Here is a 17,691-nt window from a genome sequence, read left to right on the forward strand (position 1 = left end):
AGGACTGCCACGGCGCAGGACGAGACAGGTGTGCGACACGCCGCGTCGTGGTCCGTAGTGTCGCCTGCTTGCCCCTCAGTGGGCCGCAGCGCCGATCAGTCGCTGCTGTACCCGAACTGTCGGATACACTCGCGCATCTCGGCTTCGTCATCGTGTTTGTGCAGCGTCGTCGGCGTATCGCAGTAGTAGGTACCGCCGTCGAAGCGTAACGTCACGTTGTGGGTCGAGCCGAGCATCTCCGTCTCGACGATCACTCGTTGTCCGTCGTTGAGCGCCGCAACTAGCTCGTCAACACCGAGTTCACCGGACACGACACGGAGCGGTTCTGTCATCACTTGGCCTGTTCGTCCAGCCACACCATCAATCCTTTCTGGGCGTGCAGGCGGTTCTCCGCCTGATCCCACACCACCGAGGCATCGCTCTCGATGACGTCGCCGGTAATCTCCTCGCCGCGGTGGGCGGGCAGACAGTGCATGACAATCGGATCATCGGCCGCGTCTAGCAGGTCCTCGTTCACCTGGAATCCCTCGAAGTCGCTCATCCGGACATCGCGTTCGTCTTCCTGACCCATGCTGATCCAGACGTCGGTGTAGACCACATCCGCATCCTCGACCGCCGCGGCGGGATCGGTCGTGATCGTCGGCTCTCCGCCCAGGTCGGCGGCCCGCTCGACGACATCGTCGTCGATACCGTACCCCTCTGGTGTGGCGACGGTGAGGTCGACACCGGTGAGCGCACAGCCGAGCGCGAACGACTGGGCGACGTTGTTGCCGTCGCCGACCCACGCCGCAGTGACGTCGTCCAGATCGCCGCAGTGTTCCCGGATCGTCAGCAGATCCGCGAGCGTCTGACAGGGATGTGCGTCGTCAGTCAGTCCGTTTATAACTGGGACATCTGCGTAGCGGGCCAGCTCCTCGATGTTGGCGTGTTTGAACACACGGGCCATCAGGACGTCGACGTATCGCGAGAGCGCCCGCGAGGTGTCCTTGAGCGGCTCGCCCCGACCCAGCTGGATATCGCTCTCACCGAGGAAGACGGCGTGGCCGCCGAGCTGGGTCATGCCGGTCTCGAAGGAAACCCGGGTGCGTGTGCTTGGCTTCTGGAACAGCATACCGAGCGTCTGCTGGTCGAAGTCGTCGTGGTCGAAACCGTCTTCGTACTCGCCTTTGTACTCGCTGGCGACGTCAAGGACGGTCTCCAGTTCAGTGCGTGTCAGGTCGTCTACGTCGAGGAAATGTCGTGGACTCATTCGTGCTCACCCATGAGGCGTTCAGTGACCGATTCGAGCACGTCGATCGAGCGGTCGTACTCCGCAAGCGACAGGTGCTCGTTCGGCGCATGATCGAGATCGGAGTCGCCGGGACCGTATGAGACGATCTGACAGTCCCAGTGGTCCGCAAAAACGTTCATATCGCTCGTGCCGGTCTTTCTGAGCAGGCGTGGATCGCCACCAGCGTTCCGGATAGAAACGCGGAACGCACGTGCGATCCCGGTCCGTGGGCTCTCCATCACCGGTTCGACCTTGTCCTTCCAGTGGACCGAGCCCATGCCATCGAGATAGCCGTCGGCGATCTCGCGGACCTCTTCGACGGAGAGCTCCGGCGGGATCCGAAGCTGTACGTCCATCGTCGCCTCGACTGAGAGCCCGTCATCGGTCAGTCCCCCGTCCATCTCGGTCGGCTTCGGCGTCACCCGCTCGAACACTGGCTCCCACTCGTCGGCCTCGAACTCGTCTTCGATGTTCGACCACCAGGCAATCGCGTCCTGAATGGCGTTGTTCTCGGGACGGGAACTGTGCCCTGACTCGCTGGTTGCGACGTAGGTTCCGGCGAGCAGCCCACGGTACCCGAGCGTGACGCCGTCCCAGCCGCTTGGCTCGCCGTTGATCACGGTTTCCGGGACGGCGTCCCGGTCATCGATCGCGAAACGCGAGCCGCGGGAGTCGACCTCCTCGCCGACGACGCCCAGAAAGCTGACGCCAGTTTCGACGGCGGCGACTGCCATCGCGGCGAGCGCACCGGTTGCGTCGACACTCCCGCGGCCCCACAGCACTTCGCCGTCCTCACCTTCCTCGACCCGTACCGGGATGTCGCCCGGAACGGTGTCGATGTGGGAGGTCAGCAGTACGGAGTCGTCGGCGGGTGCACGGACGTTGCCGACCTCGTCGATCCAGACTTCGCGGTCGTGGGCCTCGAAGAAGGCGGCGAGTCGCTCTGCGGCCTCTCGCTCCTCGCCAGTCGGCGATGGGATGCTCACCAGATCGACGAGCAGTTCGCGGGCCGCCTCGCTCGCGCTGGATTCGACAGCTGCAGTCATCCGTCCTCACCCAGGATATCGACCAGCGCGTCGACGACTTCGTCGGCGTGCTCGCGCTTGATGGTCAGCGGCGGGAGCAATCGTAGCACCGACCGTCCGGCGGGCAGCGCGAGGATACCGTGGTTCAGCGCAAGCTGTTTCAGAAGTCGGTTAGACCCGCGCTTTACCTCGATGCCGATCATCAGCCCCTCGCCGCGGACGTCGCGGACCGTGTCACCGAGTTCGGCCTCGATCTCTTCGCGGAGATAGTTCCCGACCTCGTCGGCGTGGGCCGGTACCTCCTCGTCGACGATGGTCGAGACGGTCGCCTCGCCGGCGGCACTGATGACGGGGCCGCCGCTGAACGTTGAGGCGTGGGAACCGTAGTTCTCGGCGATCCAGTCCCGACACAGCGTTGCGCCGATGGGGAGGCCGTTGCCCAGTCCCTTCGCGCTGGTGATCATGTCGGGGACGACGCCGCTGTCGTCAGCGGCCCACAGGCTCCCCGTCCGACCCATTCCCGTCTGGACCTCGTCGAAGATCAGCGCGGCATCTGCCTCAGTTGTCGCCTCGCGTGCCGTTTCGAGGAACGACGCCTCAGCAGGGTTGATGCCCCCTTCGCCCTGAATCGGTTCGACGATCACTGCCGCGGTCTCCTCGTCGACAGCCTCCGCGAGCGCCTCGTTGTCGTTGTACGGCACGAACTCCACGTCGCCGATTAGCGGCTCGTATGGCTTTTTGTACTTGTTTTTCCAGGTCGTCGCCAGCGATCCCATCGTCCGGCCGTGAAAGCCCTGCATCGTCGCGATAATCTTCGAGCTCTCGGTTGCCGAGCGGGCGAACTTCAGCGCCGCCTCGTTGGCCTCGGTGCCGGAGTTACAGAGCCAGACTTTGTCGATCCCCTCGGGTGCGGTCTCGGCCAGCTGTTCGTACAGGTCAGTCCGGCTCTGAACCGGATAGGATGCCTGTACGTAGGTCAGGTCGTCGAGCTGCTCGCGGACGGCGGCGTCGACGGCCTCGTGGTTGTGGCCCAGCGGGACGCAGGCGTAGCTCGCGCCCATGTCCAGATACTCGTTCCCGCTGTCGTCGTAGAGATAGGCCCCCTCCCCACGCTCGATCTGGATTGGCTTTTCGTTGAAGACGAACCCGCTCATACCTCTCCCTCCGTGGTCTCGGCCAGTGTGTCGGCAGTGATGTGGGTGCCCCCCCCGTCGACAGCGTCGGTGATCGGCATCTCGGCGTTGGCATCGGCGACGACGACCTCCGGAGAACCGCCCGAGAGCGCCTCCTTTGCGGCCATGACCTTCTTTGTCATGAACCCTTCCGCGGCGTCCTCGATCCGTTCGAGCCCCGCGGGGTCGTCGGCGCGCTCGATCAGGGTCGTCTCGTCGTCGGGGTCGGCGAGGATGCCGGGGACGTCAGTGAGAACGACCAGCGTCGCGTCGAGCGCTCCTGCGACTGCGGCCGCAGCGCGGTCGGCGTCGGCATTGACGGGCGTCACGCCGCCTTCCTTTTCCTCGCCGAGCATCGGAACGGTCACGACCGGGGTGTAGTCGTCGCCGAGCAGCGTCTCCAGCAGATCGGCGTTGACGTCGGTGATCTTGCCGGAGTGATCGCCGCGTTTGATCTTCTTTTTTCCGTCCTCGACGACGCGGACGGCGGACTTCCGGCGGCCAGTGATGAGCCCGCCATCGACACCCGAGAGACCGATTGCGTCGACGCCCTGATTCTGGAGGCCCGCGGTGAGATCGGTGTTGAGCTTGCCCGGCAGGACCATCTCGAACACCTCCATCGTTCGTTCGTCGGTAAAGCGCCCGACGACGCCGCCCGGCGTCTCGACGTACGTCGGCTCCTCGCCGAGTGCTTCGAGCGTGTCGTCGACGGCGGTCGAGCCGCCGTGGACGACGACTACCTGTTCACCCTGTTCGACCAGTCTTGCTACGTCGGCGAGTGCACCTGCCGGGTCGACGGCACGCGCTCCCCCGATCTTGACGACCGTTGTCATGAGAAGTTCTTGAATGTATGCAGCATCTGTCGGTATCAAAAGTTGACGGTTCGCGGCCGCTACGGCGATCCCACGGGGTGGAGCCCCTGAAATTCGAGCCCGGCGGTCTCGTTGAGGCCGAGCGCGACGTTGGCCGCGTGGACGGCCTGCCCCGCCGAGCCTTTCATCATGTTGTCGATCGCCGAGAACACGACCACCCGTTTGTTCGAGGGGTCGAGCTCGAAGCCGACCTCGCCGTAGTTCGTCCCGGCGACGGCCTTCGGTTCGGGATAGCGGTAGACGCCGCTCCCGCCCGCGGCCATTCGCATGAACGGTTCGTCCTCGTACGCGCCGCGATACGCTTTCCAGAGGTCGCCCTTCGAGACGGGACCATTCGGAAAGACGTGCGCAGTCGCCGATGCCCCGCGGATCATATCGACTGCGTGGCAGGTAAAGGAGAGGTCCAGCCCGAGGAACGACTCGATTTCGGCCTCGTGGCGATGCCCCGTGGGCGCGTAGGGGCGAACGACGCCCGAGCGCTCGGGGTGTGAGGAGGCGTCGCCGCCGCCCGCACCGCCCTCCGAGGAGCCGACCTTCACGTCGACGACGACCTGCTCGGAGCCGTCGAGGACGCCCGCCTCGATCAGCGGGTGCAGACCGAGGATCGTCGCGGTGGCGTTACAGCCACCCGAAGCGATCAGGTCCGCGCCCGGCAGTGCCTCGCGGTTGATCTCCGGGAGCGCGTAGACCGATTCCTCGAGCAACTCGGGGCGGCTGTGCCCGTCGTACCATTCCTCGTACTCCGCTTCGGTATCGAGGCGAAAGTCCGCCGAGAGGTCGACGACGGTCTCGGCCGCGTCCTGAAACCGATCGATCTGCTCCATCGAGACGCCGTGTGGCGTCGCCGTAAAGAGCACGTCGACGCTTGCCAGCTCCTCGGGATCGGAAAAGCGCAGGTTGGGATGGGTCCCGCGAAGGTTCGGGTGGACCGAGCCCACGGATTTCCCGTCGTAGCTTCGGCTCGTCGCCTGTTCGATCTCGAACTCGGGGTGGGCCGCCAGCAAGCGAAGCAGTTCGCCACCAGTAAAGCCGCTCGCGCCGACGACGCCCGCGGTCAGATCGGCCATCAGGCCGTCACCTCCGCTTCGACCTGTGCTTCGAGCCAGTCGACGACCCCGCCGGTCACGTCGATGTCCGTGGCGTCGTTCAGCGCCTTGAACTCGACGGTGTGGTTGACCTCGTGGACGGTGTAGCCCTCGGGATCGCCGTTCTCGTCGACGCCGGTCTCCATCAGATCGACGCCCAGCAATCCGCCGCCCACGGCGTCGCTGGCCTGCTCGACGAGGGATTTCGCTTCCTCGTCCAGCTCGAACGAGTCGGTTTCTGCACCCTTCGCGGCGTTGGTCAGCCAGTGGTCCGAGGAACGGACCATCGCGCCGACCGGCTCGCCGTCGACCGCGAGCACGCGGATATCACGGCCCGGCTTCTCGACGAACTCCTGGACGTAGAACACCTTGTGCTCGTAGTGGCCGAGCGTCGCCTTGTGTTCGAGGATCGCTTCCGCGGCGCTTTTCGAGTCGATCTTGGCCATCAGGCGTCCCCACGAGCCGATCACCGGCTTGAGGACGCAGGGGTAGCCAAAGGATTCGATGATCTCCATGGCCGAGTCCTTGGTGAAGGCGACCTCGGTGTTGGGAGTGGGGATGCCCGCCTTCTCCAGTGCGAGGCTGTTCTTTACCTTGTCCGCACAGACCTCCGCGGTCTCGGCGCTGTTGACGATCGGGATTCCGTAGGCCTCACAGAACTGCGTGGCGTACTTGCTCCGGCTGGTCGCCAGACAGCGATCGAGTACGACGTCAAGGTCGGTGAACGTCTCCGGCGGCTCCCGGATCGAAAAGCGCTGTTTGCGCACGTCGATCTTGACGACGTCGTGATCGCGCTCGCGAAGCTCCTCGAGCAACAGTTTCTCGTCTTTCCTGATCCGGGAGTAGAGTAGTCCGACTTTCATTGTGTCCTCGCGACCGCTCCGATCGTCATTACTCGCCCCAGTCCTCTTCGAGCTCGGGGGCCTTGTCGAGCTCCGGCGGCTCGACGTCGATCACTTCGAGCTCCGCGCCACAGGTGGTACAGTCGATGATCTCTCCGACTTCGAGGTTGTCGTGCAGCGAGACCTCCGCGCCGCATTCGACACATTCTGCCATTGTACTCCCCTCTCGTCGCTATATCTACTTAAATCCTGCGAACTTATCAGAGAAAAGAAACTCGCATACTGGACGCTAACAGAGTAAAACGAACTGTTTCGGAACTTTCACTGGATCAGTATCAATTTCTATATGTGTTGTCCCCGGGCGGGGATCGCCGTCTCCGGGGTGGCTGTCGCTGCGGTAGCTCACGCATATGTGCTCACCTCGTCTTCGAGCAGCTCCGCCGCAGTGGCGAGCGCGTTGCGACGCCCGGCGAGGCCGACCTGATGGGCGGCAAGCTGATCCTCGGCGTCTCCAAGGTACGCCTCGACTGCCGCCGGTGCGGGGCCGCCGACCGAGTCACGCGAGGCGACGCTCTCGGTCGGGTCGAGTGCGGCCTCGACGGCGTCCGGGTCGACGTACTCCGCGAGGGGGCTGTCGAGCACCTCACGGGCCGCGGCGTCGACCGCATCACGGTCAGCCCCTCGCTCGGACGCAACCGCCACCACCTCGTGGGCGGTCCGGAAGGGGAGCCCGTTCGCAGCGAGCAGGTCGGCGACGCCGGTCGCCGTCGAAAAGCCCTCGCCAGCGGCCTCGGCAAGGAACTCCTCGGGCCACTCAGCAGTAGCAACTGCCCCGCCGACCACGTCGGTCGCGTCGAGCACGGCATCGACCGTCTCCCAGGCGTACGGCGTCGCGGACTGCAGGTCGCGGTTGTACGCGCGTGGCAGGCCCTTGAGCGTCGTCAACAACCCGTTGACCCCGGCGGCCGCCTCACCCGCGGTCGCACGAACGAGTTCCAGGGTGTCGGGGTTCTTCTTCTGGGGCATGATCGAGGAGGTCGAGGCGTACTCGTCGGACAGCTCCACGAACCCGCGGTTGGCGAAGACGATCACGTCCTCGGCCAGGCCCGACAGGGTCGTGGCGTGGGCCGCCAACGCCGTCACGCTTTCGAGCAGGAAATCACGGGTCGAAGAGGCGTCCATCGAGTTTTCGACGATTCCCTCGAAGCCCAGCAGCTCGGCGGTGCGCTCGCGATCGATATCGAACGTCGTCCCGGCGAAGGCCGCCGCACCGAGCGGCGAGCGGTTCACGCGCTCGTAGGCGTCGAGCAGGCGTTCGGTATCGCGTGCGATCGCCTGCTCGTACGAACAGAGCCAGTGAGCGACCGTTGTCGGCTGTGCGGGCTGCAGATGGGTGTAGCCGGGCATCACGGTCCTGGTGTGCTCGCTTGCGGTGGAAAGCAGCTGTTCGCGCAGGGCGACCGTCGCCGCGACGGCGTCGAGCAGGTCCTCGCGCAGCCGGTAGCGAATGCAGGTCGCCACCTCATCGTTGCGCGAGCGCGCAGTGTGCATTTTCCCACCCTCGGGGCCGACGCGCTCGATCACGGCCGTCTCGATCGCCGCGTGGACGTCCTCGCCCTCGGGCAGCGCCTCGTGGCCCGCCGCCTCGATCTCGTCGAGCGCGGCGAGGATCTCGCCGGCGACCTCGTCCTCGATAACGTCCTGCTCAGCGAGCATGACGACGTGGGCGCGATCGACCGCGATGTCGGCGGCGAAAATGCGCCGGTCGGCGTCCATCGAGGAGAGAAACTCCCGGGCGGGGCCGCCGCTAAAGCGATCCCGGCGCACTACGTCGGAACTGGGGGTTTCCTCCTCGGTCATCTTACTCGTCCCCGTCGACGCGTTTCGTCACGGCGTTTGCCAGACGGCCCTGATAGCCGTGGTACTTGGCGACGCCGGTGGCGTCTTTCTGGGTGATGCCCTGTCCCTCGATCGTCTCGGTGTTGAACGACGCGGCGGCCTCGGAGTAGGCGGCGTACTCGCTCTCGCGGCCGACCGGGCGGGCGCTCCCGCCGTCGAGCTTGATCGTCGCCGTTCCGGTGACGCGTTTCTGGGTCTGTTCGATGAACCCTTCGAGCGCGCCAACGAGCGGCGCGTCGATCAGCCCCTGATACGCTTTTTTCGACCACTGCTGGTCGACCTGGGCCTTGAATTCGCGTTCCTCCTGCGTGAGGACGAGCCCTTCCAGCGCCTCGTGGGCGTTGAGCAGCACCGTCGCGGCGGGATGCTCGTAGTTCTCGCGCACTTTCAGGCCGAGCATCCGATCTTCCATCATATCCGTGCGGCCGACGCCGTACGCGCCCGCCCGCTCGTTGAGATGTTCGATCAGTTCGACGGGTCCGTACTCCTCGCCGTCGACGGCGACCGGTTCTCCCTGCTCGAACTCGATCTCGACGAGGTCGGTATCCTCAACGGTGCCCGGTGCATCCGTCCAGTCGTAGATCTCCTCGGGCGGGACGTAGTTGGGCTGTTCGAGATTTGCGCCCTCGACCGAGCGACTCCAGAGGTTGGTGTCGATCGACCAGTCGCCCTCGTTGCCGCTCTCGACCGGCAGGCCGCGTTCCTCTGCGTACTCGATCTCCCACTCGCGAGTAAGTTCGAGTTCGCGCACGGGTGCGATCACGTCGAGATCGGAATCTCGCCAGACGGCCTCGAACCGGAGCTGGTCGTTCCCTTTCCCGGTACAGCCGTGGGCGACCGCATCACACCCCTCCTCGATTGCAGTTTCGAGGATCGCGTTGGCGATGACAGGGCGTGCCAGTGCGGTCCCGAGCGGGTAGCCCTGATAGGTCGCGTTCGCCTTCAGCGAATCCAGACAGAGCTGTGCGAACTCCTCTCGGGCGTCGACGACGTGCGTTTCGACGCCGAGGGCCTCCGCCGTTTCCTCGGCCTCCTCGAACTCTTCGGCTGGTTGTCCGACGTCTACCGTGACGCCGATCACTTCGTCGTATCCGTACTCCTCTTCGAGCAGCCCGACACAGACCGTCGTATCGAGTCCGCCCGAAAACGCGAGAGCCACACGGTCCATTTGTACTCGAATCCAGCTTTCGGACGGTATTAAATCCTTTTCTTTCAGTTTTTGAATAAAATGCGTAGAGATGCCTATAGCAGGTCTAAACGGTTTTCAGAGGGTTTTGAAATTCGTAGCGTCGGGGATATGATAATAGTGGGCCTAGAGACGGCCCCGCCGCCGTCGTCGACCGAAGGAAGGGTGCGGAGACTCGCCGCTCGTGGGCGCATCGGACGCCGTCGCCACGCGAGCGGTCTCCATGATAGCTATAGCTACATTATTCGCCGTATTAAACACTTGCGTGTTGGGCCCGGACACTGGCTTTCAGTGCCGTCGAGCGATCAGCGCGATTCCGAGTAGGGCTGTAAGTGCTGTGCCGATCCCGAAGCCGGGCAGGTCGTCGTCAGCGTCGCCCGTGTCGTCTGCGCCGGTCGCCGCGTCACCGTCGGCACTCAGCACGACCTCGAAGCCGTCCAGATCGGTCCCGGCATCCCAGGTCGCCGTGCCATCGCTTTCGCTATCCGGTGCCGGCGTTGCGTCGCTTACCTGGTAGCCGTCCGGTGCGACGATGGTCAGCGGGCGATCCGTCTCGTACCCGCTGGCGAACGGTTCGGTGACAACGAGGTCGTCGCCGTCCGTTGCGGCGAAGTTCGTCCACTCGACTGTCATCGACAGGACGCCGACGTCATCCTGCCGTTCCGCACTGACGCTCTGGCCCGTCACTGCCATCGTCCGATCGGTTCGGTCGCTGGCCGTGTCGGCGACCGACTGCATGTTGCCCTCGAACCGGTCGAGCGCGGTCGCTTGCGCCTCCTCGTCACCCACTAGCGACTCGAAGGCGTCGGCTTCCTCGTCGGTGTCGAGGTCGTAGGTCATCGTCAGCGTGACCTGCGCGTCTCCCGAGTCGTCGAGCTCGACGAGCAGGGACGGCTCGGTGTCGCTCTGCTGGGCTCCTGCGACCGGCGTCACGGCGAGGCTACACACCACGAGTCCTGCGAGTACCGTCGCTATCGTGCGATTTGAAATCATCGGTGATGAAGTGTAGTTCCGTCAGTAGTCCGCTCCGACGTCGGTCTCGGTATCGCCCTCGACGGTCGTTCCGTCGTCGTCGCTGTCCGCCTCGACGTCGGTCTCGGAGTCAGCTTCGGCCCCGCCGTCGTCGGTGCCCGCGTCAGCATCGGCGTCCGCCCCGGCCTCGGCGTCCGAGTCGCTATCTTCCTCGTCGCTCTCGCCGTTCATTCCGGGAATGTCGACGCCGACCTCGCCGTCAGCACCGACGCCGATCTCGATGCTCGGCCCGGCGTCGTCAGCCGCTGCGGCACTGCCGCCAGCGATCTTCTGTGCAGCCTCTGCGACTGCGGGTCCACCGAGCTCGCTCGCGCGGTCCTGGAGCGTCTGGATGGCCTGCATGTCGATACCGTTTGCGGCGAGGATCTCCTCGTCGAGGCCCTCAGTGCTCGCCTCGCTCTGTGCTGCGAGGTTCGCTGCAGTCTGGCGTTCGGAGGCCACTACGGCCATCTCGGCCTGGAACTGCCCTTCGGTGATCTCGCCGTTGTCGCGTTTCTCTTCGAGTTCGTCGACGCGGTCTTCTAGCTCGTCGACGCGTTGCTCGACGTCGTCGAGCTGTTCGCCGACGACCTCACCCTGTGCTTCGGCGCTCGCTGACTGTGCGACTTTGATGCCGAAGGTCCGTTCGTTCATCTCACCCTCGAACTCCGATTCGTGTACGGCCACGACGCCGGCGAACTGCTCGCCCGGCTCGACGTCGCTGTCATCGTCCGATTCGTCGTCATCCTCTAGCGCGTGTGCCTGCCCTGCGACGGCCATGGGCGCTGCGGCGACCATGGACACCACGACGGCAAGCGCCACGAGTGCGGTCAGGGTGCGTCTCATTGCAATCATCCGTTGGAGCGGGAGGAGTATATAAAATACAGTCTGTGAGCCCGAATCACCGACGATTAAGCCGGATTAAATCGGATTTCAAACTGCTGCTGTCCGGTGGTTCTGTCTATACTGTTAGAAGATATACACTAAAGCGACGAATGATTTATATCATATCGTTCTCGTCGACCTCGGGGAGCCTCACGACGTTCTCGCGGCCGATCCGGAACGTCTCGACCGTTCCCTCCTCGCGCAGCTCGCCGATCACCTGGCTTGTCTTCGCGTCGGTCCAGTCCAGCTCCTGGACGACCTGCTGCTGTTTCAGTCGCCCGTCGTGTTGCTCTAACAGCTGGATGACCCGCTCTTCGTTGCTGAGGAGCTCCGACGGTGGGCCGTCGTCCGACTCAGCAGTGGCGTCACCATCGTCGTTCGCACTCGAGCCGTCGTCGCTGGCGTCCGGTGTCTCTGTCGCTGCTGCTGGCTCCGTGCCTGCGTCACTCTGAGCCGTAGCAGCGCCGTCGTCGTCCGGCTCGTCGGCGAGTCCGCGGCTGTAGAGCCACCAGAGCATAAACAGCAGTGCGACGCCGGTAACGCCGCCACCGACCGGTATCAGTGGAACTCCGTCGCTCTCCTCCCCATCGACCGGCCCGTTATCGAGCCCGTCACTGTCGTCCGGTTCGGTGCTCACAACGACTCGCGGCTCGTCGCCGACGAAGCTGGTCTCCGAGCCGCGCCAGAGCACCGAGTCCGACCGTGTCTCGCCGGGCTCGGGCCGGACGTCGACGAGGCTGTACTCGCTGGGCCAGCCGACGACGAGCCGGCTCTGGTCGTCGAGGAAGAACCCGGAGATGGCGTCCCCGATCTCCATGCGGTCGCCGTCGACGGCGGCGAACCCGCTCCACTCGAACTGGTATGTGAGGACACCGTACTCCTGTGGGATCGACTCCGTTCGCGTGGCCACCGTGTAACCGCTCGCGGACATTTCTCTATCCGTCTCCTCCGCTGCCGACGCCACCGTGTCGTCCATCGACTCGGCGAACCCGTCGACGTACTCCTCGGGGTTCTCTTCGACGTCCGACTCGATCGAGGCGAACGCCTCCTCACTCTCGTCGTCGTCGAGTTGCTTCCAGTACTCGACTGTCCAGGCCGCCGTCCCGTCGCTGTCGACGGTCACGGTTAGCCGTACGTCGTCGGCGTCGAACGCCTCCTGGGCGGTCGGTGTCTCCGGCCCCGACTCCTGCAGCGAGTGGCTTCGATCGTCGACTGCCCCTGCGACGCCGCCGACGGCGAGCACCGCCACGACGCCCACGGCGAGACAGAGGACGAGTCCCCAGTGGTCCCTCGAATCCATCGTTGCCATCGTTCTCATCCTTGCCGGTAAAGCCTTGTTGCTCTCCCCCGACGGCCGATGTCCTTTTGGGACCCCCGTGACAAGCGGGTGGTATGATGGATTCCCGCGCAGACGTCGAGGTCGAGACCCTCCTCCGTATCGCGCTCGTGCTGGTCATCGTCGTGCTCGTGCTCGAACTGCTCTCGATGCTGATCAGCGGGCTGGCGTCACTGCTCGGCTTCCTCCAGCCGTTGATCCTGCTGGCCGTTGCCGTCCTGATCGTGCTCTGGTTGCTCGACCGACTGTAGGGTCGACAGGCTCATTTCGCTGGCCCGGATAGCCATCGCCAGTGTACAGTCTCAACGCTCCCGTTCCCGGTCGTGTTGCCGCGCTCGCAGGCGAGCTGTTCCCCGAACTCGTCGGTTTCGAGTCGATCCGCGAGGAGCATTCGGTGCTGCTCAAACGGCTCGGCGACGACGACTTTGCCCACCTCGCAGAGCGGGTTCGCCGGGAACTTCGGGGGGCTCCTGCCGTCGAGGCGAAAATCACGGGGATCGACTACTTCGCGGAGCCGCCACGGGGCTCCCAGCCCGTCGTCTACCTCAGTGTCGAGTCGCCGGGACTACGACGCCTCCACGAGCAACTTGTCGACGCGTTCGGCGCGATCGACGGTCTCGAAGGCGACGATTACGTGATGCACGTCACCCTCGCCCGTGGTGGCGGAGACATCGAGACCGCCCGAGCGCTCGACGAGCGGGAGGTAGAGCCGATCACGTGGACGATCACGGAGCTTCGGCTCTGGGATGCAAAACACGGCGAAGCGGCGCGAACGATCCCGCTCCCGGCCTGATCACGCGAGCAGCCGGGGGCCGAAGATGACCAGCAGCAAGCACAGCAACATTGTCAGTCCGACCGTTGTCGTAACCGTCTTTGTCAGCTGATACGACCCCTCGATCGGCAGCCGCGAGACGATCGCTTCGGTACTCGTCCGCAAGATGTGCCCGCCATCGAGCGGGAACGCGGGAATGCAGTTGAAAAAGCCAAGCTGGATGTTGATCCAGCCGACCCAGAACAGGATATTCGCCAGCACGAAAGTCCCGGCTCCGAGCGCCGCCAGCGGGCCATCGACGACGTAGAAGTTCATGATCTCGCTCGTGAACCCGGCGAAGCTCTCGGGGAAGGTTGCGCCCCCGATAATCCCGGCAAGCGGGAGGAACAACACGAGTAGCGTCTTGCCGATGAACGAATCGGTGACGCCGGGGTCGATTGCGGCTTCCTCGTCGTTCTCGCCGCCGAGGATTTCGAGGTATGTGCCTGCGGGGTAGTACTGTAGCCCCCACTCGCTGGTCGTGATGCCGTTCACGCCGGGTGCAACCGACGCCGCGCCGACGAGTGCACCACCGTCGTCTGCTTCGGCGAACGTCACCTCGTGGGTGGTGCGATCGATCCCCTCATACACCACGATTTCGGCGGTCTCATCGGGGGATTGCTCGTCCATCACGTCGCTGAGATCGTCGCCGGTGAGGACGCGTTCCCCGGCGATCCCCGTAATAACGACGCTCGATCCCGGTTCGAGACCGGCATCGTCAGCAAGTGGTCCGTCCTCGGCCACGACGACAAGCGCCCCGGTTGCGAACGTCTCGTCCACCGCCTCGCCGTTCCGGTCGATGTCCACAGTCACGACCTCCTCCGCGCCAAGTGCAGTCTGCAGTTCGTCCCGTGTATCGACCGTCTCGCCGTCGACGGCGGTGATGCGGTCGCCTATCTCGACGTTGTCGGGACCGCCCTGTGTGACAGCGTCGACGACGAGCCGTTGTTCGATCGTCCTCTCTTCGTCCTCGTTGAGTTCGACGGTCACCGCTTCCCGGTCAGTGTCCGCGAGCGCTCCTTCGAGGTCGCTGTTCGTCTCGATCGGCTCGCCATCCAGTGCAGTGATCCGGTCGCCCCGGTCGATTCCTGCCGTCTCCGCCCCCGAGTTGGGGACTGGACCGGCAATCGACGCGCCCGGTGCGACGGCGATCGCGCCGGCAACCGGGCCAAAGAGCAGCGCAAACACGAGCACCGAGAGCACGAAGTTGTTCGTCACGCCCGCCGCGAACATCCGGCTACTCCCACCACGGCTCGCATTGCGCTGGCTCTCCTGTTCGGGTTCGACGAACGCGCCGATCGGGATGATCGCCAGCATCGCGACGCCCATCGAGTTGATGTCGATGTCCTCGACGCGACAGAGCAGGCCATGCCCGCCCTCGTGAACGACGAGGCCGACGAGCAGGGCCAGCACGATTTCGGGAGCCATCGACAGCGGCAGGAAATCGTTGACGCCGGGGATCGCCAGCACGTTTCGCGGCTGTGTGACCTGTGTGGGCTGTGGCGAGGAGAGCGCCAGCGCCGCCGAGAGCACGAGCATCAGGAAGGCACCGACCATCACGACCAGCGCGATGCCGAGCCCCATGTTCGCCCACGCCCGCCAGAACCGATCCCACTGGGAGAGCCAGTCGAGGAACTCCCGACCGCGTTTCGTGTGGATCGTCGTGATCGGCCCCTGCGTGTTGACGTACTCGGGGAGCCAGCCGCGCTGGTTCGCCGTCCGTACGAGGACCCAGTAGGCGAGGATCCCGCCTACGACCCAGACCAGCGTACTCATTGGACTACCCTCGGGGAGGCGGTTTGATATGGGTTTGGTTTGGAAGGACTTCGGCTAGCGCTCGCGCCGGAGCCGGGCAAGCACGAACGCCTCGTCGAGTTTCGCGAGGAATGTACCGAGCTTCGGCCCCTGCTCCTGATCGAACAAGAGCCGGTAGCCAGCCGAGAAGAAGTCACCGACTTCGACGTCGTGGCGTCGAGCGATCTCGTAGATCTCGCTCTGGATCGCCTCGGGGTCGTCGTGGGCCTCGATGAAGTCGGCGAGTTCGTCGAGCGCGGCTTCCGTGTTCGCGTCGAAGTCGACGTCCGGCATCGACTCGCGCTTGAGCTCGTAGTTGTAGGCGTTGTCCGTCCTGCTCGCCCAGCGACGTGCCTGTTCGACCCGCGCCAGGGCGTTTTCGACGACTTCGTCGCTCGCGTCCTCGGGAATGTGGCCCTCCCGCTTTGCGATCTCCTCGCGGAGGGTGGGATCCTCGGTCATACCAAGCACTGCGGCAAAGCGGAACGGAATCCGGACCGGTCGATCGCTGTCGGCGGGATCGGCACCCGGTTCTAGGTCGTCGACGAGGAACGGGTAGACGCGTTCGGCGAAGGCGGCCTCGGACTCGTCGGTCGGTTCGACGTCCCCGTAATAGATGGCTTCGAGACGGTCGAACTCGTCGACGAGCTGGTCGAGTCTCGGGATCGAGAAATCCCGCGAGCGGGTGGGGTCCTTCGCGAAGAAGTACCGGAGGACTGCGGGTTCGATCAGCTCCAGCACCTCCGACACCATCACGACGTTGCCCGCCGACGACGAGAACGGCTCGCCGTCGAGGGTGAACCACTCGTAGACCATCGGCACCGGAGGCTCGATGTCGAAGACGTTCTGCGCGATATCGACGCCGCTGGGCCAGGAGCCCTCGGCGTGGTCCTTGCCGAAGGGCTCGAAGTCGACGCCGAGCTCGCGCCACTGGGTTACCCACTCGAAGCGCCAGGGGAGCTTGCCGTCCCGGAGCGTCGCGGTTCCCTCGTGGCCACAGCCCTCGATCGTCTGGTCGCCCGCCTCCATGTCGGTGCAGCGATAGTCGACGGTGCCAGCGTCGGCGTCAACGTCGGTCACGGTCTCTGTTACCTTCCCGCACTCCCCACAGATCGGGTTGAACGGGACGTACTCCTCGTCGACCTTGTCCTGATATGCCGCGAGAACCGCCCGGGCTGTCTCCCGGTTCTCCAGCAGGTACTCGGTCGCTCCTTCGAACCGGCCGTCCTCGTAGCAGGCGGTGTTCGAGACGAGTTCGATCGGGATATCCAGATCGTCGGCGATTCCGCCGATCAGCGTCGAGAAGTGGTCGCCATAGGAGTCACAGCACCCGAAGGGGTCGGGTATCGCGGTGTAGGGCTTGCCCAGATTTCGGCCGAGGGCACTGGCGTCGACCTCACCGAGCCCGACGATCTCGCCGTCCAGATCCGCGAGCTTTCGGGGGAGGCCACGCAGCGGGTCGCGGTCGTCAGTCGTGAAGATCTGGTTGACCGCGTACCCGCACTCGCGGAGAACTTCGGCGACGAAGTAGCCAAGCACAATTTCGTTTGCGTTGCCCAGATGCGGGATGCCGGAGGGCGAGATACCGCCCTTGATCACGATCGGTTCGTCTGGGTCCCGTGTCTCGACCTGATCGGCGACGCGATCGGCCCAGAAGGCGTGGTGGTCGCCCTCGTCGTCTTCGCGCAACAGGTACGGGTCGTGCTCCGGCGGGACGCCGTGGTCGGGGCGCTCCGATTCGGACTCTCTGTCGGTGGTTGAGTTCTCGCTCATCGCTCTCCGTCAGCCCAGTAGGTCGGTTCGTCGCCCGCGCCCTCGGGGATCACGTCGGTCCCGTCATGGTCGCCGTAGCGGACCGCTTCCGAGATACGTTCGGGTTTCGTGCCGTCGAGGACGATGGTTCGCATCCCCGAGCGCTGGATCACTTTCGCGGCGAGCAGATCGACCGGTGCCGAACTACCCGCGTTCATCTCGATGCCGGCGATCACGTCGACGAGTTCCGCCGCGGAGAGCCGCTCGTGTTTCGTCGCGTCGTCGGTTTCGTTCGGGTCGGCACTGTAGACGCCGGGGACGCTGGTGGCGTAGACCAGCAGGTCGGCGTCGACGTACTCCGCGAGAGCCGCGCTGACGGCATCGGTCGTCTGTGCCGGCGCAACGCCACCCATCACACAGACGTCGCCGCGCCGGATCGCTTCGCCCGCCTCTTCGTACGTTTCGGCGGGCGAGGGAACGGCTTCCTGTCCGAGCGCGGAGATCAGGAGTCGCGCGTTCAGGCGCGTGACGTCGATCCCGATCTCGTCGAGTTTCATCTCGTTGGCGCCCAGATCCCGCGCCGTACCGATATACTCGCGCGCGACGGTGCCGCCGCCGACGACCGCGCCCACGGTACAGCCGTCCTCGACCAGTCCCTCGATGACGGCGGCGTGCTCGCGGATCCGTTCGGCCCCCAGATCCGGAGCGAGTACGCTCCCGCCGATAGAAACGACCACTTTCATGCTACTCC

General features: G+C 64.9%; 18 protein-coding genes. 2 read left to right on the forward strand and 16 right to left on the reverse strand.

The genetic code is table 11. The features are described 5' to 3' along the window. Positions 1-95: 95 nt before the first annotated feature. From AArcSt11_RS01670 to AArcSt11_RS01730, 13 genes are all read right to left on the reverse strand, one after another. Positions 96-332, reverse strand: a complete 237-nt coding sequence (locus AArcSt11_RS01670) for a DUF8001 family protein (RefSeq protein ID WP_250593973.1) — start codon at positions 330-332, stop codon at positions 96-98. Further along, entirely contained in the window at positions 332-1,249 is a 918-nt protein-coding gene (argF, locus tag AArcSt11_RS01675) for an ornithine carbamoyltransferase (protein ID WP_250593975.1), read from the reverse strand. The genes AArcSt11_RS01670 and argF overlap by 1 nt, the downstream gene beginning before the upstream one ends. After that, the gene (locus AArcSt11_RS01680) at positions 1,246-2,316 is read right to left on the reverse strand and encodes a [LysW]-lysine hydrolase (RefSeq protein WP_250593977.1); all 1,071 of its coding nucleotides are present in this window, start codon (positions 2,314-2,316) and stop codon (positions 1,246-1,248) included. The genes argF and AArcSt11_RS01680 overlap by 4 nt, the downstream gene beginning before the upstream one ends. Continuing rightward, complete coding sequence (locus tag AArcSt11_RS01685; RefSeq protein WP_250593979.1) at positions 2,313-3,449, reverse strand: aspartate aminotransferase family protein; 1,137 nt, start codon at positions 3,447-3,449, stop codon at positions 2,313-2,315. Before AArcSt11_RS01685 ends, AArcSt11_RS01680 begins: the two co-directional genes overlap by 4 nt. Further along, a complete protein-coding gene (locus AArcSt11_RS01690; RefSeq protein ID WP_250593981.1) occupies positions 3,446-4,300 on the reverse strand; it encodes an acetylglutamate/acetylaminoadipate kinase in 855 nt (284 codons plus the stop codon). Before AArcSt11_RS01690 ends, AArcSt11_RS01685 begins: the two co-directional genes overlap by 4 nt. A 59-nt stretch (positions 4,301-4,359) precedes the next feature. Then, on the reverse strand, positions 4,360-5,406 hold the full coding sequence (gene argC, locus AArcSt11_RS01695; RefSeq protein ID WP_250593983.1) for an N-acetyl-gamma-glutamyl-phosphate reductase: 1,047 nt from the start codon (positions 5,404-5,406) through the stop codon (positions 4,360-4,362). Next, positions 5,406-6,287: a lysine biosynthesis protein LysX gene (gene lysX, locus AArcSt11_RS01700; protein WP_250593985.1), complete on the reverse strand. Its 882-nt coding sequence runs from the start codon at positions 6,285-6,287 to the stop codon at positions 5,406-5,408. The genes argC and lysX overlap by 1 nt, the downstream gene beginning before the upstream one ends. Before the next feature lie 28 nt (positions 6,288-6,315). Next, the gene (gene lysW / locus AArcSt11_RS01705) at positions 6,316-6,480 is read right to left on the reverse strand and encodes a lysine biosynthesis protein LysW (protein WP_250593987.1); all 165 of its coding nucleotides are present in this window, start codon (positions 6,478-6,480) and stop codon (positions 6,316-6,318) included. A gap of 188 nt (positions 6,481-6,668) precedes the next feature. After that, positions 6,669-8,126, reverse strand: a complete 1,458-nt coding sequence (gene argH / locus AArcSt11_RS01710) for an argininosuccinate lyase (protein ID WP_250593989.1) — start codon at positions 8,124-8,126, stop codon at positions 6,669-6,671. A gap of 1 nt (position 8,127) precedes the next feature. Then, positions 8,128-9,333: an argininosuccinate synthase gene (locus AArcSt11_RS01715; protein ID WP_250593991.1), complete on the reverse strand. Its 1,206-nt coding sequence runs from the start codon at positions 9,331-9,333 to the stop codon at positions 8,128-8,130. A gap of 306 nt (positions 9,334-9,639) precedes the next feature. Then, positions 9,640-10,344, reverse strand: coding sequence for a DUF7345 domain-containing protein (locus AArcSt11_RS01720; protein ID WP_250593993.1), 705 nt, complete (start codon positions 10,342-10,344; stop codon positions 9,640-9,642). A gap of 21 nt (positions 10,345-10,365) precedes the next feature. After that, on the reverse strand, positions 10,366-11,208 hold the full coding sequence (locus AArcSt11_RS01725; protein WP_250593995.1) for a hypothetical protein: 843 nt from the start codon (positions 11,206-11,208) through the stop codon (positions 10,366-10,368). Between the two features lie 154 nt (positions 11,209-11,362). Continuing rightward, positions 11,363-12,547, reverse strand: a complete 1,185-nt coding sequence (locus tag AArcSt11_RS01730) for a DUF7343 domain-containing protein (RefSeq protein WP_250593997.1) — start codon at positions 12,545-12,547, stop codon at positions 11,363-11,365. A gap of 92 nt (positions 12,548-12,639) precedes the next feature. On the opposite strand from AArcSt11_RS01730, the gene AArcSt11_RS01735 reads away from it, so the two are divergent. Continuing rightward, positions 12,640-12,834 (forward strand): DUF7554 family protein, encoded by a 195-nt coding sequence (locus AArcSt11_RS01735; RefSeq protein ID WP_353617656.1) that lies wholly within the window; start codon positions 12,640-12,642, stop codon positions 12,832-12,834. 41 nt (positions 12,835-12,875) lie between these two features. Next, a complete protein-coding gene (locus AArcSt11_RS01740; protein ID WP_250593999.1) occupies positions 12,876-13,376 on the forward strand; it encodes a 2'-5' RNA ligase family protein in 501 nt (166 codons plus the stop codon). Here AArcSt11_RS01740 and AArcSt11_RS01745 read toward each other — a convergent pair whose 3' ends face one another. Genes AArcSt11_RS01745 through pyrH form a run of 3 tightly spaced genes read right to left on the reverse strand, consistent with a single transcriptional unit; the run spans position 13,377 to position 17,683 of the window. Next, on the reverse strand, positions 13,377-15,170 hold the full coding sequence (locus AArcSt11_RS01745) for a site-2 protease family protein (RefSeq protein WP_250594001.1): 1,794 nt from the start codon (positions 15,168-15,170) through the stop codon (positions 13,377-13,379). It lies immediately after the preceding gene. 54 nt (positions 15,171-15,224) lie between these two features. Beyond that, positions 15,225-16,961, reverse strand: coding sequence for a lysine--tRNA ligase (lysS, locus tag AArcSt11_RS01750; RefSeq protein ID WP_250594003.1), 1,737 nt, complete (start codon positions 16,959-16,961; stop codon positions 15,225-15,227). After that, positions 16,958-17,683, reverse strand: a complete 726-nt coding sequence (gene pyrH / locus AArcSt11_RS01755; RefSeq protein ID WP_250594005.1) for a UMP kinase — start codon at positions 17,681-17,683, stop codon at positions 16,958-16,960. The genes lysS and pyrH overlap by 4 nt, the downstream gene beginning before the upstream one ends. Positions 17,684-17,691 lie beyond the last annotated feature (8 nt).

It is taken from the genome of Natranaeroarchaeum aerophilus, assembly GCF_023638055.1.
GTDB classification, from domain to species: Archaea; Halobacteriota; Halobacteria; order Halobacteriales; family Natronoarchaeaceae; genus Natranaeroarchaeum; species Natranaeroarchaeum aerophilum.